The 17037-nt window shown below is 34.6% G+C and carries 17 protein-coding genes; 7 read left to right on the forward strand and 10 right to left on the reverse strand.

All coding sequences use genetic code 11. The annotated features are described in order from the left end of the window. Positions 1-20: 20 nt before the first annotated feature. The gene (locus BMW63_RS02705; RefSeq protein ID WP_074720950.1) at positions 21-743 is read left to right on the forward strand and encodes an RNA methyltransferase; all 723 of its coding nucleotides are present in this window, start codon (positions 21-23) and stop codon (positions 741-743) included. 12 nt (positions 744-755) lie between these two features. Here BMW63_RS02705 and porT read toward each other — a convergent pair whose 3' ends face one another. The 4 genes from porT to BMW63_RS02730 form a co-directional block, all read right to left on the reverse strand. Next, a complete protein-coding gene (porT, locus tag BMW63_RS02710) occupies positions 756-1460 on the reverse strand; it encodes a type IX secretion/gliding motility protein PorT/SprT (protein WP_074720952.1) in 705 nt (234 codons plus the stop codon). Positions 1461-1484: 24 nt separating this feature from the next. Then, on the reverse strand, positions 1485-2216 hold the full coding sequence (gene ubiE / locus BMW63_RS02715) for a bifunctional demethylmenaquinone methyltransferase/2-methoxy-6-polyprenyl-1,4-benzoquinol methylase UbiE (protein WP_074720954.1): 732 nt from the start codon (positions 2214-2216) through the stop codon (positions 1485-1487). A gap of 590 nt (positions 2217-2806) precedes the next feature. Beyond that, positions 2807-3289 carry a dihydrofolate reductase gene (locus tag BMW63_RS02725; RefSeq protein ID WP_074720956.1) on the reverse strand — a complete coding sequence of 161 codons (483 nt, stop codon included), beginning with the start codon at positions 3287-3289 and terminating at the stop codon, positions 2807-2809. Positions 3290-3300: 11 nt separating this feature from the next. Further along, on the reverse strand, positions 3301-3633 hold the full coding sequence (locus tag BMW63_RS02730) for a 2TM domain-containing protein (protein ID WP_074720958.1): 333 nt from the start codon (positions 3631-3633) through the stop codon (positions 3301-3303). A 237-nt stretch (positions 3634-3870) separates the two neighbouring features. Here BMW63_RS02730 and BMW63_RS02735 point away from each other — a divergent pair, with 237 nt between their 5' ends. Beyond that, a complete protein-coding gene (locus BMW63_RS02735) occupies positions 3871-4161 on the forward strand; it encodes an isoamylase early set domain-containing protein (protein ID WP_074720960.1) in 291 nt (96 codons plus the stop codon). A 23-nt stretch (positions 4162-4184) separates the two neighbouring features. On the opposite strand, the gene BMW63_RS02740 is transcribed toward BMW63_RS02735, so the two are convergent. The 4 genes from BMW63_RS02740 to BMW63_RS02755 form a co-directional block, all read right to left on the reverse strand. Continuing rightward, positions 4185-5009, reverse strand: coding sequence for a thymidylate synthase (locus BMW63_RS02740; protein WP_074720962.1), 825 nt, complete (start codon positions 5007-5009; stop codon positions 4185-4187). Between the two features lie 69 nt (positions 5010-5078). Next, a complete protein-coding gene (locus tag BMW63_RS02745; protein ID WP_074720964.1) occupies positions 5079-5708 on the reverse strand; it encodes a bifunctional nuclease family protein in 630 nt (209 codons plus the stop codon). 163 nt (positions 5709-5871) lie between these two features. Continuing rightward, entirely contained in the window at positions 5872-6840 is a 969-nt protein-coding gene (locus tag BMW63_RS02750) for an electron transfer flavoprotein subunit alpha/FixB family protein (RefSeq protein ID WP_074720966.1), read from the reverse strand. Positions 6841-6913: 73 nt separating this feature from the next. Further along, positions 6914-7660 carry an electron transfer flavoprotein subunit beta/FixA family protein gene (locus BMW63_RS02755; RefSeq protein WP_074720968.1) on the reverse strand — a complete coding sequence of 249 codons (747 nt, stop codon included), beginning with the start codon at positions 7658-7660 and terminating at the stop codon, positions 6914-6916. 282 nt (positions 7661-7942) lie between these two features. Here BMW63_RS02755 and BMW63_RS02760 point away from each other — a divergent pair, with 282 nt between their 5' ends. The 5 genes from BMW63_RS02760 (at position 7943) to BMW63_RS02780 (ending at position 15406) form a co-directional block, all read left to right on the forward strand. Beyond that, the gene (locus tag BMW63_RS02760) at positions 7943-8920 is read left to right on the forward strand and encodes a pyruvate dehydrogenase complex E1 component subunit beta (protein WP_074721166.1); all 978 of its coding nucleotides are present in this window, start codon (positions 7943-7945) and stop codon (positions 8918-8920) included. Between the two features lie 69 nt (positions 8921-8989). After that, a complete protein-coding gene (locus BMW63_RS02765) occupies positions 8990-11476 on the forward strand; it encodes a DUF5686 and carboxypeptidase-like regulatory domain-containing protein (protein WP_074720970.1) in 2487 nt (828 codons plus the stop codon). A 118-nt stretch (positions 11477-11594) separates the two neighbouring features. After that, a complete protein-coding gene (locus BMW63_RS02770; RefSeq protein WP_074720972.1) occupies positions 11595-12203 on the forward strand; it encodes a DNA-3-methyladenine glycosylase family protein in 609 nt (202 codons plus the stop codon). Positions 12204-12302: 99 nt separating this feature from the next. After that, on the forward strand, positions 12303-12833 hold the full coding sequence (locus BMW63_RS02775) for an inorganic diphosphatase (RefSeq protein WP_074720974.1): 531 nt from the start codon (positions 12303-12305) through the stop codon (positions 12831-12833). A gap of 116 nt (positions 12834-12949) precedes the next feature. Next, positions 12950-15406 (forward strand): sodium-translocating pyrophosphatase, encoded by a 2457-nt coding sequence (locus BMW63_RS02780; RefSeq protein WP_074720976.1) that lies wholly within the window; start codon positions 12950-12952, stop codon positions 15404-15406. 97 nt (positions 15407-15503) lie between these two features. Here the strand turns inward: BMW63_RS02780 and BMW63_RS02785 are convergent, their stop codons facing one another. Next, positions 15504-16118 carry a deoxynucleoside kinase gene (locus BMW63_RS02785; protein WP_074720978.1) on the reverse strand — a complete coding sequence of 205 codons (615 nt, stop codon included), beginning with the start codon at positions 16116-16118 and terminating at the stop codon, positions 15504-15506. Then, positions 16118-16909 carry a hypothetical protein gene (locus BMW63_RS02790; RefSeq protein WP_074720980.1) on the reverse strand — a complete coding sequence of 264 codons (792 nt, stop codon included), beginning with the start codon at positions 16907-16909 and terminating at the stop codon, positions 16118-16120. Before BMW63_RS02790 ends, BMW63_RS02785 begins: the two co-directional genes overlap by 1 nt. Positions 16910-17037: the final 128 nt, after the last annotated feature.

Below are 17037 nucleotides of genomic sequence, written 5' to 3' on the forward strand. Positions count from 1 at the left end.
ATTCAAAAGTACATTATTTTATGGTTAGTAAAAACCAAATAAAGCTTATAACGAGTTTACAGCAAAAAAAATATAGAACCATCAATAAATTATTTTTTGCCGAAGGCGTAAAAGTAATTCAGGAACTGCTAGATTCAAATTTCGAATTGGAACATTTGTATTCCACTCAAAACGATTTTGAGGCTGTAGTGGCATCAAAAAAATCATTGATTCACGATGCAGATTTGAAAAAAATCAGTGCATTAGCAACAGCAAATACTTGTTTGGCAGTATTTAAAATACCCAACGAGAAAATAATGGAGGAGTCAGGATTAATGATTGCTTTAGACTCTATACGCGATCCGGGTAACTTAGGGACGATATTGAGATTGTGTGATTGGTTTGGTATTAAAGAAATTGTGTGTTCAAAAGAGACAGTAGATTTATACAACCCAAAAGTGGTTCAGGCAACGATGGGTTCCATCGCAAGAGTTAATGTAAGTTATGTTGATTTGAATTCTTTTATTTCCGCTACTCATTTACCAGTTTATGGTACTTTTATGGATGGGGTGAACATTTACAAGACTACATTGCCGCTGGAAGGTATTGTTGTCATGGGCAATGAAGCAAATGGTATTTCAAAGGAGCTTGAAAAAATGATAAAAAACAGGATATCGATACCTCGTTTTGGAGAAATCCAAAAAACAGAAAGTTTAAATGTAGCAACTGCCACAGCCATTGTACTAAGTGAATTTAGGAGGTAGAGTTTAAACTCTTTAATGAAAGGTGAAATTAATCAATACGGCTCTCGTTTTTAGAGATTGAATGTTTCCGGTCCAAGGGCTGTTAGGATTGTTATCCCGTATCAACTCATCATTAATTCCAAAAACACCTCTTATAGAAGGGGAGAATATGAAATATTCAGAGAAAAGATCAATTCCAAAACCTACTTCGTAATTTGTAGTCCAGGGTTTTACTCTGAATTTTTGTTCGTAATTATCGTCAATTGATTTTGAATTGCTCGACAAATTTAAAGTAGCAGAAACTCCTCCCACAAGATATGGACGAATGTTACCTGTCCTTAAGGAAGAAAATTTTAATAATAATGGGAAATGAATATAGGTACTGCTTACTTCTCTTAAAATATCTGTTTTTCTGGTAAATCCAGGAAAGTAAAGGTCTCTTTGGGTATAATATAAACCAGGTTCAAATCGCAAATTTATATATTCTTGAAGTTTCAAATCGCCTACAATTCCCACGTTAAATCCGGTGGTTTTTTTTACCAGAATGTCCGGATTTACATTTCTATAGTCTATTTTGAAGTCAAATGAGTTGAATCCTAAATAAAAACCATAATAGACTGTAGATTTTTGAAAATTTTCTAAATTGATTATAGGGTCTTTAGCAAACATGCTTTTTTTAAACTGTGAGTTTCCTTTAGTAGACAAAACGAGTAAAAGTAAGACAATAAATTTTTTCATGTTTGGGCTAAATGTATTTTCGTATTAGTTTTTAGATGCCGAATAAATGGTAGCTACCCCAAATGTTTGCGGTAGGGCTATCACATCTATAAACCCAATTTTTCTCAATATATTGTTTAAAGCTTCTCCATAAGGAAATGCAGCCGCTGATTCTGACAAATAGCCATAAGCCACATCATCTTTTGAAAATAGTTTGCCAATGATCGGTAGTATGTTTTTACTGTAGAAATTATATCCTTGCTTGTAAGGCGTTTTATCTGGGACAGAGGTTTCTAAAATCACAAAAACGCCATTTGGTTTTAAAACTCGTAATATTTCTTTTAATCCTTTTTCAAGTGTTTCAAAATTACGTACACCAAAGGCAACCGTTATTGCGTCAAAATAATTGTCTTCGAAAGGCATGTTTTCAGAATCTCCCAAAACCATTTCTATCGTATTTGACAGTTTCTTGTCGGCAATTTTTTTAACGCCTACTTCGAGCATTCCTGCAGAAATATCTAACCCAATAATTTTTTTGGCATTGGTTTGTGTCATTAAAATAGCTAAGTCACCGGTCCCAGTTGCAATATCCAAAATAGTCTCTGGATTTGATTTTGCAACTATCGCTAATACCTTTTTTCGCCACTTTATATCAATTCCAAAAGAAATAACACGATTTAAATTATCGTAATTCCCAGAAATCGTATCAAACATTTTTGCAACCTGTTCTTTCTTGCCTAAATCGGAATTTTTATAGGGAGTTATGTTTTTTGACATTTTTTAAATTTTCACAAATATAATACAATCTATTTTAAACTGTAATCTAGATTTCAAAAGACTACGAAAAAAATATAAGTATATTTTAGCTCGAATTTGTGAAGGAATAGGTTTAAAAGATCGGTTTTTGAATAAATTGAAATATCACTAAAAGTGGGTATTGTATGCAATTTTTTTTATATCGAAGTTTACAGCATAAAATTATAATAATTTTTCAATGATTAAAAGGGAATTAATGATCCAAAGCAGGTGGTTGCTTTTTGCGCTAGTTATATCACTTGTTCTTGTATGCGGGTTTGACGGTACTGTTGTAAAAAACGGTAGTGTATCTGTTGCGCAGCACACGTTCTTGGGATTAAATTTGTTTTTGGAAATTTTAATTTTTTTTGTCTTTAGTACCTTCGTGGTATTTGGTATTAAAGGCTTTTTTGAGATGTACGCTCAGAAAACATCAAATGTTATTATCTTCATTTCTGGAGTTTTATTAACATTCGTTATTTTTGGATTGTGTTATCAAATACTGTTTCAAGAGTAGGTCATTTTCCCGATCATTGTTTTAAAAAGAAAACACCCTTTTTTAGGGTGTTTTTTTATTTTCTAACGTAGGTTTGATAGGTATAATCAAATTGATGTTTGTCGTCCTTTGGTTGAAATTCAGAATTTACTATTTCCCAATCTTGAGGATTTATTTCAGGAAAAAAAGCATCCGCTTCAAAGTTGTGATGGACGCGTGTCAATTCGATTTTGTCTGAAAAAGGAAGTCCTAAATTATAAATTTCCCCACCTCCTATAATGTATACTGATTCACCTAAAGGGCATATTTCGATCGCCTTTGCCATACTTTTAACGACGATACAACCTTGTGGTGCATAATTTTCTTGACGGCTTATTACGATATGAGTTCGGTTAGGTAGTGGCTTAGGGAAGCTTTCGAAAGTTTTTCTTCCCATTATGATATGATGTCCTGAGGTAAGACTTTTGAATCTTTTGAAATCATTCGGTAAATGCCAAACCAATTCATTATTTTTTCCAAGTGCATTATTTTCTGATGCTGCCGCAATCATTATAATCATGTTTCTAGTGCTTATATTGAAGTGTCTTCAGTTATGTGTGCTTGTAATTCAGCTATTTTGTTTTTTTGTAATGAAACCAGTCTATCAATTTGCTCTCTTTCCCAGTTTTTATTCATAAAACGATCGGTGATGTACACTTTGATGAAATGTAAAAGAAAAATAAAAAACCATACGGTAATGAGGTATATGTACCAATTTGAATCTATGCCAAAATTAAAAATTTTGGTGGATACAAACAAAAATAAGCTAGCTAAAAATAGAAGAACAAAATGAAAATACAACCCTTTTTTTTGTTTTAATCTTTTTCGGGCATATTCATATAGTTCATGTTGTTCTCTTTCCATAAGTTGCTTTTTTGTTTATAAAGATAAAATTTAATTTGGAAAGTCATCATTTAAGATATATTATATTTATTATGAAAACGTTTTCTTTTTTATATTACAAAATTAAAGGTATCGATATTTAAATAATCAGCTAAATTTTAACACAGTTTAGGTCATTCTATTAAATCTTTGTTAGCTACGCTCAAAGCTCGTTAAAATGTGTTTACTTTGTTATATAACATTAAAAATGAAATAGTTATGGCGATTAAGAAGCGATTTATAAAGACAAAAGCAGTATGTAAGGTTACTTTTTCAGTGGAGGCAAAACAGGCTAATGAAGTCGCGGTTATAGGAGATTTTAACAATTGGAGCCCAGAAGAAGGGGCGTTAAATAAGTTAAAAAACGGAACTTTTAAAGGCGTTTTTAACATAGAAAAAGATGCTGCCTACGAATTTAAGTACGTAATAGACGGTGACTTTGTAAATGAATCTGATTCTTTCAAATGGAACGAATTTGCAGGAGCAGAAAATAGTGTTTTAGAGGTTTAACTCTAAAGCACTTTTTTTATCTATTATACGGCAACAGTTCCTTTAATTAGCGCATGAGGTTCGTATCCTTCTAGCGTGAAATCATCAAATTCAAATTTGAATAGGTCTTTTATCGCTGGATTCAAAATCATTTTTGGTAATGATTTTGGCTCTCTTGATAATTGAAGTTCTAATTGCTCGATATGATTGTTGTAGATGTGCGCGTCTCCAAAAGTATGGATAAATTCACCTGCTTCCAGATCGCAAACTTGTGCGATCATCATAGTAAGAAGTGCGTAAGAGGCAATATTAAAAGGGACTCCTAAAAAGATATCAGCACTGCGTTGGTACAATTGACAGGATAATTTACCATTGGCTACATAAAATTGAAAGAATGCATGGCAAGGCGGTAATGCCGCTTTATTGTTTGCTACATTTTCCTCAAAGGATTTTGTGGTGTCTGGAAGTACAGAAGGATTCCAAGCGGAAACAAGCATTCTGCGACTGTTTGGATTCGTTTTTAATTCAGAGATTAAATCTGATATTTGGTCGATCTCTTCACTATTCCAGTTGCGCCATTGATGTCCATAAACAGGACCTAGGTCGCCATTGGAATCAGCCCAAGCATCCCAGATTTTTACTCCGTTTTCTTGAAGATATTTAATATTTGTATCTCCTTTTAAGAACCAAAGCAATTCATAAACAATCGATTTGAAGTGCAATTTTTTAGTGGTTACCATTGGAAAACCTTCGCTTAAGTCAAAACGCATCTGATAACCGAAAACACTTTTTGTTCCTGTTCCAGTACGATCTCCTTTTTGACAACCGTTGTCTATAACGTGTTGTACTAAGTCTAAATATTGCTTCATTGAAATATTTGTTTGATAATAGATAATCGGATGTTGAATTCAAAAACAACCAAATTAAAGTTTATACAACTAAGATTCTCTTCTCGAAATTTCGTCTCTTATGTTAGCTGCTTTTTCATAATCTTCGTGCTGTACTGCCTGTTCAAGTAATTCATTTAATTCTTGAAGGCTATGCTTCATGTAAATGCGACCAGACTGATTGCTTTCTTGCTCATTGCCAAAAGTTTCGGGGTTTGAAAGAATATCATCTATTTCCTGCGAGTCTTTGTCGGCCTCTTGTGGATTTGCGTTTAGATAGATTCCGGCTTTATCCAGGATGTTTTTATAAGTAAAAATTGGTGCGTTAAATCGCAATGCCAATGCAATTGCATCAGAGGTGCGTGCATCTATTATTTCTTCAATTTTGTCTCTTTCGCAAATAATACTCGAGTAAAATACACCATCAACAAGCTTATGTATGATGACTTGTTTTACAGTAATATCAAAACGTTCTGCAAAGTTTTTGAATAGATCATGCGTCAACGGACGAGGTGGTTTAATTTCTTTCTCTAAGGCGATTGCTATAGATTGTGCTTCAAAAGCACCGATGACAATTGGTAGTTTTCTGTCGCCATCAACTTCGTTCAAAATAAGAGCGTAAGCTCCATTTTGTGTTTGGCTGTATGAAATTCCTTTTATCGATAATTTAACTAAACTCATATTTACTGAAATGAAAAGTACAGAGTACCTAATTTAAAGATTTAATTTTGTTATTAAATTTGGGTACAATTTTAATAACAAAATGGCAGACAAAAAAACTGCCTGAAAACAAAGGTACGATTATCTTGTTTTCAGGCAGCTATATTTCTTGAAGAATATTACATTACGATTGTTGTGCCTTGAATGCTTTAAATTTCTCGATTAATGTAGGAACAATGTCAAACGCATCACCAACAATTCCGTAGTCTGCCACTTTAAAAAAGGGAGCTTCTGGGTCACTATTGATAACTACTTTTATTTTTGAAGAACTTATTCCTGCAATGTGTTGGATTGCTCCAGAGATTCCTATTGCAATATACAAGTTAGTTGCTACTGGTTTTCCAGTTTGACCAACGTGTTCTCCATGAGGTCTCCAGCCTAAGTCAGAAACTGGTTTAGAACAAGCAGTTGCTGCGCCAAGGACAGTTGCTAATTCTTCAATCATTCCCCAGTTTTCTGGTCCTTTTAATCCACGACCTGCAGAAACTACGATGTCAGCATCAGCGATAGATACTTTTCCTGATAATTTTTCTACTGATTCTACTTTTACTCCAAAATCATTTTCTCCAATAGTTGGATTAAAATCTTCTTCAGTAAGTGTGGATGGAGTTTCAAAAATTCCATAAGAGTTTTTGGCGAGTCCAAGAACTTTTACGTCAGTGCTAATTTCAGTTATATTAAATGCTTTGTTTGAAAAGGCATTTCTTTTTACTTGAAAAGGAGAAGTACTTAATGGCAATCCCACAACATTTGAAGCAAAACCAGCTTCCAAAGCTACTGCAACAAGTGATGAAAGGTAGATACTGTCTGTTGTTGATGAAAGTAAAATCACTTTAGCGCTTTCTTTTTGTGCTGCTTGTTTGATAACATCAGCATACGCTTTAGCAGTAAAACCGGCTAATTTGTCGTTGTTTACTTTTAATACTTTGTCTACTCCGTATTTTGATAATTCCGAAACATCACCAGCGTTAACTGTTACTGCTGTTACAGTTGTTCCTAAAGATTCGGCTACTTTTTTTGCATAAGAAGCTAATTCAAAAGCTACTTTTTTGAATTTTCCTTCCGCAGATTCTGCATATATTAATATTGACATGATTTATTTTTTTAAAGTTTAAAGTTTCAGGTGTAAAGTTTATCACTGAACACTGAATACTGAACACTGATTTCTATATTACTTTTGCTTCGTTGTGTAATAAGTCGATTAGTTCATCTAGATTGTCTGCAGAAATTAATTTCACTGCTGATCTAGGTGCTGGTTTTTCAAATTTTACTGCTTTAGTATTTACGGGAGCGTCAATAGGTTCTACTATAGTTAATGCTTTACTTCTAGCAGTCATGATTCCTCTCATGTTTGGAATACGCAAGTCTTTTTCTTCCACTAAGCCTTTTTGTCCACCAATAATTAGTGGAAGTGCAGTAGAGACAGTTTCTTTTCCGCCGTCAATTTCACGAACTGCTTTTACAGCGGTTCCATCAACGGTAAGGGCAGTACAAGAATTAATAAAATTGTAACCAAGGATACCTGCAATCATTCCAGGAACCATTCCTCCGTTGTAGTCTAATGATTCTTTTCCTGCGATCACAAGGTCGTAACCACCGTTTTTTATCACGTCAGCAAGTTGTTTTGCTACAAAAAAACCATCAGTAGGAGTCGCGTTTACACGAATTGCTTCGTTTGCTCCAATGGCTAATGCTTTCCTTAAAGTAGGTTCTGTTTCTGGTCCTCCAACATTTACAACAGTTACTGTTGCTCCTTGTTGTTCTTGAAACCATATTGCACGTGTTAATCCGAATTCGTCATTTGGATTAATTACATACTGTACCCCATTGGTATCGAATTCTGAATCACCATTGGTAAAATTAATTTTTGAAGTAGTATCAGGAACGTGACTGATGCAAACTAATATTTTCATAGGATTGTTTTTTTTATTTTTCTAAAATGCTTTTACAAATTTAAAGTAATAAATTGAATAATATACTATGCGTGCATAGTTTTTTTTAGTGAGCTATTACGTTTTCGTAGCCCGGATAGCAGTGACATCCTTCCTGTGGTCTAGTTTTTTGGAACTAGACCACAGGAAGATATAGCGGATAGCCGGAAATAGCTCCTGATTATTTTACAGTAATTTATGCATAAAAGTGATTTAAAAGATTTATTTTTGCTTTTCGAAAAATACACAGATACAATATCATATATGAGAACGATACAATTTAGAGAGGCCATTTGCGAAGCGATGAGTGAAGAAATGCGTAATGATGAGTCTATATATTTAATGGGTGAAGAAGTTGCTGAATATAATGGTGCTTATAAAGCGTCTAAAGGTATGCTTGCCGAATTTGGAGAAAAAAGAGTAATTGACACTCCTATTGCTGAGCTTGGTTTTACTGGAATTGCAGTAGGTTCAGCAATGAATGGTTGTAGACCGATTGTAGAATATATGACCTTCAACTTCTGCCTGGTAGGAATTGACCAAATTATAAACAATGCAGCCAAAATGCGTCAAATGACCGGTGGTCAGTTTAACGTGCCTATTGTTTTTCGTGGCCCAACAGCTTCGGCAGGACAATTAGGAGCGACTCACTCGCAAGCATTAGAAAACTGGTTTGCTAATACACCAGGTTTGAAAGTAATAGTTCCCTCTACTGTTTATGATGCTAAAGGGTTGTTAAAGTCTGCTATCCGCGATAATGATCCTGTGATTTTCATGGAGTCAGAGCAAATGTATGGTGATAAAGGAGAAGTTCCAGATGGTGAGTACACTATTCCAATAGGTGTTGCTGATATTAAACGTGAAGGAACGGACGTTACTATCGTATCTTTTGGAAAAATTATAAAAGAAGCTCATATCGCTGCTGAGGAATTAGCCAAAGAAGGAATTTCTTGTGAAATTATCGATTTGAGAACAGTACGTCCTATGGATTATGACACTATTTTAACATCGGTAAAAAAAACAAATAGATTAGTAGTTCTTGAAGAGGCTTGGCCTTTTGCAAGTGTTGCTTCTGAGATTACTTATATTGTTCAAGAACGTGCTTTTGATTTTCTTGACGCGCCCATTCAAAGAATTACAACTGCTGATACGCCGGCACCTTATTCTCCAGTCTTGTTGAAAGAATGGTTGCCTAATGCAGATGACGTGATTAAAGCGGTTAAAAAAGTAATGTATAAATAATACAATTAATATGATATTAAAGCTTCATCATTCGTTCGTTTGATGAAGCTTTTTGTTTTAAATAGAATTATGAAAAAGAATTTTTTATTTACTGTGTTTCTTTTATTGATGATGACCAATGCTGTTTTTGCGCAAACAAAAGTGAGCGGTATTGTAGTGGATAAATCAGACCAGCCTGTTCCTTTTGCAAATATTGCTTTTAAAGATTCTAATGAGGGAGCCGTTGCTAATGAGGATGGTCGTTTCTATATTGAATCTACTAAAACATATACGACTTTAGTGATTACTTCTGTTGGTTTTTCAGATCGGGAGATTGCTTTGGAAAAAGCGGTAAGTTATAATTTTAAGGTGTTGTTGAAAGAAGCTGAAAGCTTAAATGAAGTAGTTATTTTTACAGGTAAAACTTCAAAAAAGAACAACCCCGCGCTGGATATTCTTAGAAAAATATGGGAAAGAAAACGTAAAAATGGATTGTATCAATTTGATCAGTACCAAATGGAGAAGTATGAGAAGATTGAGTTTGATATGAACACAATCGACAGTGCTTTTATGAAAAATAAACTGTTCAGAGGAATGGAGTTTATCTTTAATCATGTCGATACTTCTAGGGTTACCGGAAAGACGTATTTACCTATTTTTATAAACGAAACCATGTCAGATATTTATGGGGACAATAAACTAAAAAAAGTAAAAGAAAAAATAAAGGGAAATAAAAGCTCTGGTTTTAAAGGGAATCAGCAATTGCTGTCTTTTGTAAAAGATTTGTATTCAGATTATAATGTGTATGATAATCACCTTACTTTTTTTGACAAAAGTTTTACCAGTCCTATTTCTACAACGGGAATTGATGTCTATAATTATGTCCTAAAAGATAGTGCATATATTAATAAAAAGTGGTGTTATAATATCGTATTTTATCCACGACGTAAGAATGAATTGACTTTTAAAGGTGATTTTTGGGTGAACGATACGACCTATGCCATTAAGAAAATTAATATGGCGGTTACTAAAAGTGCCAATATTAACTGGGTTAAGGATATTTATTTAGAACAGGAATTTGATGTTGTGAATGATTCCGTTTTTCTATTAACCCGTGATTATTTGATGTCAGATTTTGCAGTAAATAAAAAAGAAGATTCAAAAGGACTTTATGGAAAGCGTACTTCCTTCTATGGCAATCATGAGTTCAATAAAGAAAAGCCAGCTTCTTTTTATAAAGAAGAGGTCGCTTATGCTAACGATTCTATATACAATAAGTCAGATCAATACTGGCATAAAAACCGCTATGAAAATTTAAGTAAGGATGAACTTGGAGTTTATAGAATGCTTGATACCTTACAAACGGTTAGGAAATTTAAACAGATCACAAGTCTAGTAACTGTTCTTGCCAGTGGATACGTAAATTACGGAAATTTCGACTACGGCCCTATTTTTTCCTCTTTTGGTTTCAACGAAGTAGAGGGAGTTCGATTGAGAGCAGGGGGAAGAACCTATTTTGGTACTACCGATACTTGGAGACTACAAGGCTATACGGCCTATGGCTTTAAAGATAATAAATTCAAATACGGACTTTCAGGAAAGTGGATGGTCGACAAGAGAAATAGAATTATCCTGTCAGGGGGAAATAGGCGGGATGTCGAACAAATAGGCGCAAGTTTAACTACTACAAATGATGTTTTGGGTCGAAGTTTTGCTTCTTCCTCTTTATTTTCATCAGGGAGTAATGGCAAGTTGACAAATATAAATCTAAGTAATGTTGCTGTCGAAATTGAACCTGTCAAAAACCTGACCTTTCAAACTGGTTTTTCTTATCGAACATTAGAGTCGGCTTCGCCAACATTTAGTTTGGATTACTATACAGATGCTGGACAAACCGCTACAAGAAGTGATGTAAAACAATCAGAAGTAAATTTTCAGATAGAATATACGCCAAAACGAAAAACGATTGGATACGCTGTAGAGAGAGACAATGTAGACAGCCCTTTTAGTCGGTTTTTTGTGAACTACAGTCATGGGTTTAAAGGATTACTAAACAGTGATTTTAAATATGAAAAAATCCAATTGTATTATAAACAACCTTTTATCATTGGGCCGCTAGGACGATCAAATGTGACTGTGGAGATGGGTAAAACCTTTGGTACAATTCCTCTAGGTTTGATGAGTGTTATTCCTGGGAATCAAACTTATTTTACTATCGGTAACACCTTTAGCAACCTTAATTTCTACGAGTTTGTGTCAGATCAGTATGCAACGGTGCAATGGGATCATAATTTTGGCGGACGTATTTTTTCTAGAGTTCCATTTATGCGAAAACTGAATTGGAGAGAAATCATTGGAGTAAAGGGAGTTTACGGTACCATTTCAGATGCTAACAGAGCGATAAATGCTTCGGGTCTACAATATATTGCTCCCGAAAACGTGTATTGGGAGTATAGCGCCGGAATTGGGAATATCTTCAAAGTATTCCGGATCGATTTCGCCTGGAGAGGAAATTATTTAAACACACCAGATACACAGCGATTTTCAGTAAAAGGATCTTTTGGTTTTTATTTCTAGGAGCTATTTACTTCGTCAGTTCGCTTCGCTCGTATCCAGCTATTCGTTGCAATCTTTTCCTTTTTAAAGAAAAAAGGAAAAGGATTTCCACTTCTATCTGGGCTAAAAAAAGCAGCGCATGAAAGCAGCTATTGAATATCTTTCGGCAGTAGACCCAATTTTCAATATCATAATTGAAAAATACGGAATACCAACTAGACCAAAACGGCCACAAGGTTTTGAGACGCTAGTGCTACTGATTTTAGAACAGCAAGTATCTATTGATTCAGCCAAAGCTACCTTTTTAAAATTGAGAGAAAGGATAAAGATTTTTGAGCCGACTATTTTAGTTGAAGTAGCGGATGAAGAGTTTAGACTCCTTGGCATAAGCCGGCAAAAATCGTCCTACATTAAGGCATTATCATTAGCAGTACTTAGCAAGAACATAGATTTAGAATCTTTGGCAAGCAAAACTACAGATGAGGTGCGTGAAGAGCCTATTAAAATCAAAGGAATAGGAAACTGGACTATTGATGTCTATTTAATGTTTTGTCTTCAAGCTCCTGATTTGCTTCCGCTAGGAGATGTTGCAGTGGTAAATACGATGAAAGAATTGCTCAATATTCACGATAAAGAAGCTATGGAGGTACATGCTGAAAAATGGAGTCCGTATCGTTCTGTTGCTACTTTTCTATTGTGGCATTATTATCTCAAAAAAAGAAAGAGGACAATAGTGTATCAATATTAGTTTCTTTGCTATTTAATGTGTAGATAAGAGCGATTTTATATTGTAAAAACAGATGGTTTGCTTATTTTTGTTGCGATTATTATAGAAAATAAAATTAAAATGACTGCAGACAAAATAAAAACTTTCGATGTTCTTATCGAAATTCCAAGAGGAAGTAGAAACAAATATGAATACGATTTCGAAATAAAAAGAATGCGTTTCGATAGAATGTTGTTTTCATCAATGATGTATCCGGCAGATTACGGATTTATTCCTGAAACTCTTGCACTAGATGGTGATCCACTAGACGTATTGGTTTTAGTAAATGAACCTACTTTTCCGGGATGTGTTATGGAAGTAAAACCTATTGGTGTTTTCCACATGGCAGATGATAAAGGACCGGACGAAAAAGTAATTTGTGTACCAGTGTCTGATCCAATTTGGAATTCATTGAATGACTTGTCAGATATGAACCCGCATTTGTTAAAAGAAATTGAACATTTTTTTCAAGTGTACAAAGATCTTGAAAACAAAACAGTTGATGTAGGTGGATGGGGAGATGTAAACGAAGCATACGATATCATTAAAAAATGTACCGATCGTTTTGATCAAATTGAAAATAAACCAGAGGGATTATTTAGTATTAAATAATAAATACCCTTGTATTTTATAAAAAAAGCAACATTCTGTTTAAGAGTGTTGCTTTTTTGTTTACATTCGTTTTTGTACTATATTGATTATTAACCAAAAACCAAAAAACCAAATTTATGAATACAATTATGATTTATTTGCCAATAGTAATGGCAATTATAGGACTTCTGTTCATGTGGATTAAAAGATCTTGGGTATTAAAACAGGACGCCGGAGATGGTAAGATGAAAGAAATTTCAGATTATATTTACGAAGGTGCATTAGCTTTCTTAAAAGCAGAATATAGGTTACTCGCTTTCTTCGTAGTGGGAGCAAGCATCGTTTTAGCAGGATTATCTTATTTTGTTCCTACGACACATATTTTAATAGTTGTTGCCTTTGTTTTCGGTGCTGTTTTCTCAGCTCTTGCAGGGAATATGGGAATGAAGATTGCAACAAAAACAAATGTTAGAACGACACAGGCGGCACGCACAAGTTTGCCGCAAGCATTAAAAGTTTCTTTTAGCGGTGGAACCGTAATGGGACTTGGTGTGGCTGGTTTAGCTGTTCTAGGTTTAACTTCTTTCTTTATCTTTTTCTTCCATTTTTTTATGAATGGAACATGGACTTCAGCTGAGGACATGACAATCGTCTTAGAAACATTGGCGGGTTTTTCTCTTGGAGCGGAATCCATTGCCTTGTTTGCTCGTGTGGGCGGAGGTATTTATACAAAGGCGGCCGATGTAGGAGCTGATTTAGTAGGTAAAGTTGAGGCTGGAATTCCAGAGGATGACCCGCGTAATCCTGCTACAATTGCGGATAACGTAGGAGATAACGTAGGAGATGTTGCCGGAATGGGAGCTGATTTATTCGGTTCTTACGTAGCAACCGTTTTAGCGGCTATGGTACTTGGTAATTATGTTATCAAGGATATGGGAGGAAGTTTAGATGATGCCTTTGGAGGTATTGGACCTATTTTATTGCCAATGGCAATTGCTGGTTTCGGAATCTTATTCTCGATTATAGGAACTATGTTAGTTAAAATTACGGATGAAAATGCTAAAGAAGCACAAGTACAAAAAGCGCTAAACATAGGGAACTGGGTTTCTATAGGTTTAACAGCAGTAGCTTGTTATTTTTTAGTACAATATATGTTGCCAGCCAATATGAAAATGGAATTCTTTGGTGAAGGAATGCAGGACATTTCCTCAATGAGGGTTTTTTATGCAACGATAGTTGGACTCGTAGTTGGAGCTGTTATTTCATCTGTAACTGAATATTACACAGGACTTGGGACAAAACCAGTGATGGCGATAGTTCAAAAATCGAGTACCGGAGCGGGAACGAATGTAATTGCAGGTTTAGCTACAGGAATGATTTCGACATTTCCAACTGTTTTGTTATTTGCAGCTGCCATTTGGACTTCTTATGCACTTGCAGGATTTTATGGAGTAGCATTAGCCGCTTCAGCAATGATGGCAACAACGGCTATGCAATTAGCAATTGATGCTTTTGGTCCTATATCGGATAATGCAGGTGGAATTGCAGAAATGAGTGAATTGCCAAAAGAAGTACGTACACGTACTGATATCTTGGATTCTGTAGGGAATACGACTGCGGCTACTGGAAAAGGATTTGCAATTGCTTCGGCAGCATTGACTTCGTTAGCCTTATTCGCTGCTTATGTTACTTTTACAGGGATTGACGGCATCAATATTTTCAAAGCGCCTGTATTGGCAATGTTATTTGTAGGGGGTATGATTCCAGTTGTTTTCTCTGCTTTAGCGATGAACTCTGTTGGTAAAGCCGCTATGGATATGGTGAATGAAGTACGTCGCCAGTTCAAGGAAATTCCTGGGATTATGGAAGGAACTGGCAAACCAGAATATGCTAAATGTGTTGATATTTCTACTAAGGCTGCACTAAGAGAAATGATGTTACCTGGAATTTTGACAATTGGATTTCCTATAGCAGTTGTACTTCTTGGGAAATTAGTTTATGGGGACAACAATCAATTAGTCGCAGAAATGCTGGGAGGATATATGGCAGGAGTTACTGTTTCAGGTGTATTGTGGGCAGTATTTCAAAACAATGCTGGGGGCGCTTGGGATAATGCCAAGAAATCTTTTGAAGCTGGAGTTATGATTAACGGTGAGATGACCTATAAAGGATCTGATGCGCATAAAGCTGCCGTAACCGGAGATACTGTTGGAGATCCATTCAAAGATACATCTGGACCATCGATGAACATCTTAATTAAATTGACTTGTTTGATAGGATTAGTAATGGCACCAATTTTAGGAAGCGGAAGTCATACCATAGCTCAGAATGCGACTTGTTGCATTACTACTGGTGCATGTACTTCGATGTCTAAAGAAGAATGTGTTGCTAAAGGTTGTACTAATGCAGCTTGTGAACATATGATGGGCGCTAAGATGATGCATGAGGTTTCTAAACAAGTGACTATTGAGAAAACAAATGTAGATGGTGCTGTTAAAGCAACAGTAACTACAGTTGCAAATGGGGAAGAAGATGTTCAAGTTTTTGAAGGGACTGATGCTGAAGTTCAAACAAAGATTGATGCTTTGAAATAGCTGTATACTTTTTTATAAATAGAAAATGCCTCGCGAAAGTGAGGCATTTTTTTATGGGCATTTTATTTTTTATATTTTTAACCAGGGAAGAAAAAGATTAAAACAATCCATTTAATTCGGCATCAATTCGGTTAATAATTATTCCTAAATCTTCTGGATTATCTACAAAATTAATATTGTCGACATCAATAATTAATAATTTTCCACGATTGTAGGTATGAACCCAAGCCTCATAGCGTTCGTTTAATCGGCTTAAGTAATCAATAGAAATAGAATTTTCATACTCACGGCCTCTTTTATGTATTTGACCTACTAAATTAGGAATTGAACTTCTTAAATAAATTAATAAATCAGGTGCTTTCACCGTAGATTCCATTAATTCAAAAAGAGAGGAATAATTCTGAAAATCACGATTGGTCATCAAACCCATCGAATAAAGATTTGGCGCAAATATGTGGGCATCTTCATAAATCGTTCGGTCTTGAATTATTTTTTTTCCGCTTTCACGTATTTGCATTACTTGACGGAAACGACTGTTTAAGAAGTAAATCTGCAAATTAAAAGACCAGCGTTCCATTTGGTGATAGAAATCATCGAGGTACGGATTATCAACTACATCTTCATAATGAGGCTCCCATTTAAAATGTTTTGCTAGTAAACGCGTTAAAGTGGTTTTTCCTGAGCCTATATTTCCTGCTACTGCTATGTGCATTACGGTGTTGTGATTTTATAATTTATAATTCCTTCAGATGTAAAAATAGATAAAATTTGGTCTTTGTAATAGAAATTTTTAAACGTTTTTTTTGAAATCTCAATTTCATGTTTTTGCTTTTTTTCCAAGTCTTCAAAAAACAGAGCATTGTTTTTTGAGTAGATATATTGAGATTCATTAATGATTTCAATAACGTCAAAATCGGGGGTTTTACCTCTGGTTTTTATTTTTCCAAAAATATCGCAGGAATACCAATTGTTTTTGTTGTCGATCCAATAGAAGGTATTGAAATCAGTTTGATAGTATTTTAAGCTTTCTGGAAAAGAGGTGGATATTGTTTTATAGTCATTTTTTATATAATCAAAAAGACCAATCTGTTGATCTAAAATATTGTAGACCCAAAGCCGATTTTGTGAAGCAATTCCTATTGCTGACACCGTTATAGGAATTGTGTTTTCTGAAAAATTTACTTTTTGGATCTCATTTAATTGATTGTCAAGTAAGATAGCTACATTGAAATTCTCATAGAAAACAACGATTTTTAGCGGATTTTGGATATCGACTTTCGTTATTTTTCCAAGTGAAGGGTTTTTATATTGTAATGATTCTTTGCCTTTTGTTTTATGTAAAACGTCATCTTTTATATAGTAATAAAATGCAAATTGATCGTAACCAATAAAATTATCAGCAATGATATTGAGGGTGTCTGTTGTATTGGCGTAAATTTTTTGGTTTTGTCCAAAGGCAACTGAAAGGGAAAAGAGAAAAAAGAAGGCGATAAGCTTTTTCATATGGTGAGCAAAGTACAAAAAAACGTCAATAGTTTTGAATTTAAATTATAATACTTTGGTCTTGAATGTAGTAAGTGCTTATAAAAAGAAAACCAGCTCAATTTGAGCTGGTTTTCTTTTTATTTTAT

Origin of the sequence: Flavobacterium frigoris (assembly GCF_900111075.1) — a bacterium.
In the GTDB taxonomy this organism is placed as follows: Bacteria; Bacteroidota; Bacteroidia; order Flavobacteriales; family Flavobacteriaceae; genus Flavobacterium; species Flavobacterium frigoris.

Coding starts and splice junctions, on each gene's coding strand:
- BMW63_RS02705 (WP_074720950.1), top strand. CDS start 21: ATGGTTAGTAAAAACCAAATAAAGCTTATAACGAGTTTACAGCAAAAA.
- BMW63_RS02765 (WP_074720970.1), top strand. CDS start 8,990: ATGAAAAAGAATTTTTTATTTACTGTGTTTCTTTTATTGATGATGACC.
- porT (WP_074720952.1), bottom strand. CDS start 1,460: ATGAAAAAATTTATTGTCTTACTTTTACTCGTTTTGTCTACTAAAGGA.
- BMW63_RS02745 (WP_074720964.1), bottom strand. CDS start 5,708: ATGAGTTTAGTTAAATTATCGATAAAAGGAATTTCATACAGCCAAACA.
- BMW63_RS02760 (WP_074721166.1), top strand. CDS start 7,943: ATGAGAACGATACAATTTAGAGAGGCCATTTGCGAAGCGATGAGTGAA.
- BMW63_RS02755 (WP_074720968.1), bottom strand. CDS start 7,660: ATGAAAATATTAGTTTGCATCAGTCACGTTCCTGATACTACTTCAAAA.
- BMW63_RS02725 (WP_074720956.1), bottom strand. CDS start 3,289: ATGATTATAATGATTGCGGCAGCATCAGAAAATAATGCACTTGGAAAA.
- BMW63_RS02730 (WP_074720958.1), bottom strand. CDS start 3,633: ATGGAAAGAGAACAACATGAACTATATGAATATGCCCGAAAAAGATTA.
- BMW63_RS02740 (WP_074720962.1), bottom strand. CDS start 5,009: ATGAAGCAATATTTAGACTTAGTACAACACGTTATAGACAACGGTTGT.
- ubiE (WP_074720954.1), bottom strand. CDS start 2,216: ATGTCAAAAAACATAACTCCCTATAAAAATTCCGATTTAGGCAAGAAA.
- BMW63_RS02785 (WP_074720978.1), bottom strand. CDS start 16,118: ATGCACATAGCAGTAGCAGGAAATATAGGCTCAGGAAAAACCACTTTA.
- BMW63_RS02780 (WP_074720976.1), top strand. CDS start 12,950: ATGAATACAATTATGATTTATTTGCCAATAGTAATGGCAATTATAGGA.
- BMW63_RS02750 (WP_074720966.1), bottom strand. CDS start 6,840: ATGTCAATATTAATATATGCAGAATCTGCGGAAGGAAAATTCAAAAAA.
- BMW63_RS02775 (WP_074720974.1), top strand. CDS start 12,303: ATGACTGCAGACAAAATAAAAACTTTCGATGTTCTTATCGAAATTCCA.
- BMW63_RS02770 (WP_074720972.1), top strand. CDS start 11,595: ATGAAAGCAGCTATTGAATATCTTTCGGCAGTAGACCCAATTTTCAAT.
- BMW63_RS02735 (WP_074720960.1), top strand. CDS start 3,871: ATGGCGATTAAGAAGCGATTTATAAAGACAAAAGCAGTATGTAAGGTT.
- BMW63_RS02790 (WP_074720980.1), bottom strand. CDS start 16,909: ATGAAAAAGCTTATCGCCTTCTTTTTTCTCTTTTCCCTTTCAGTTGCC.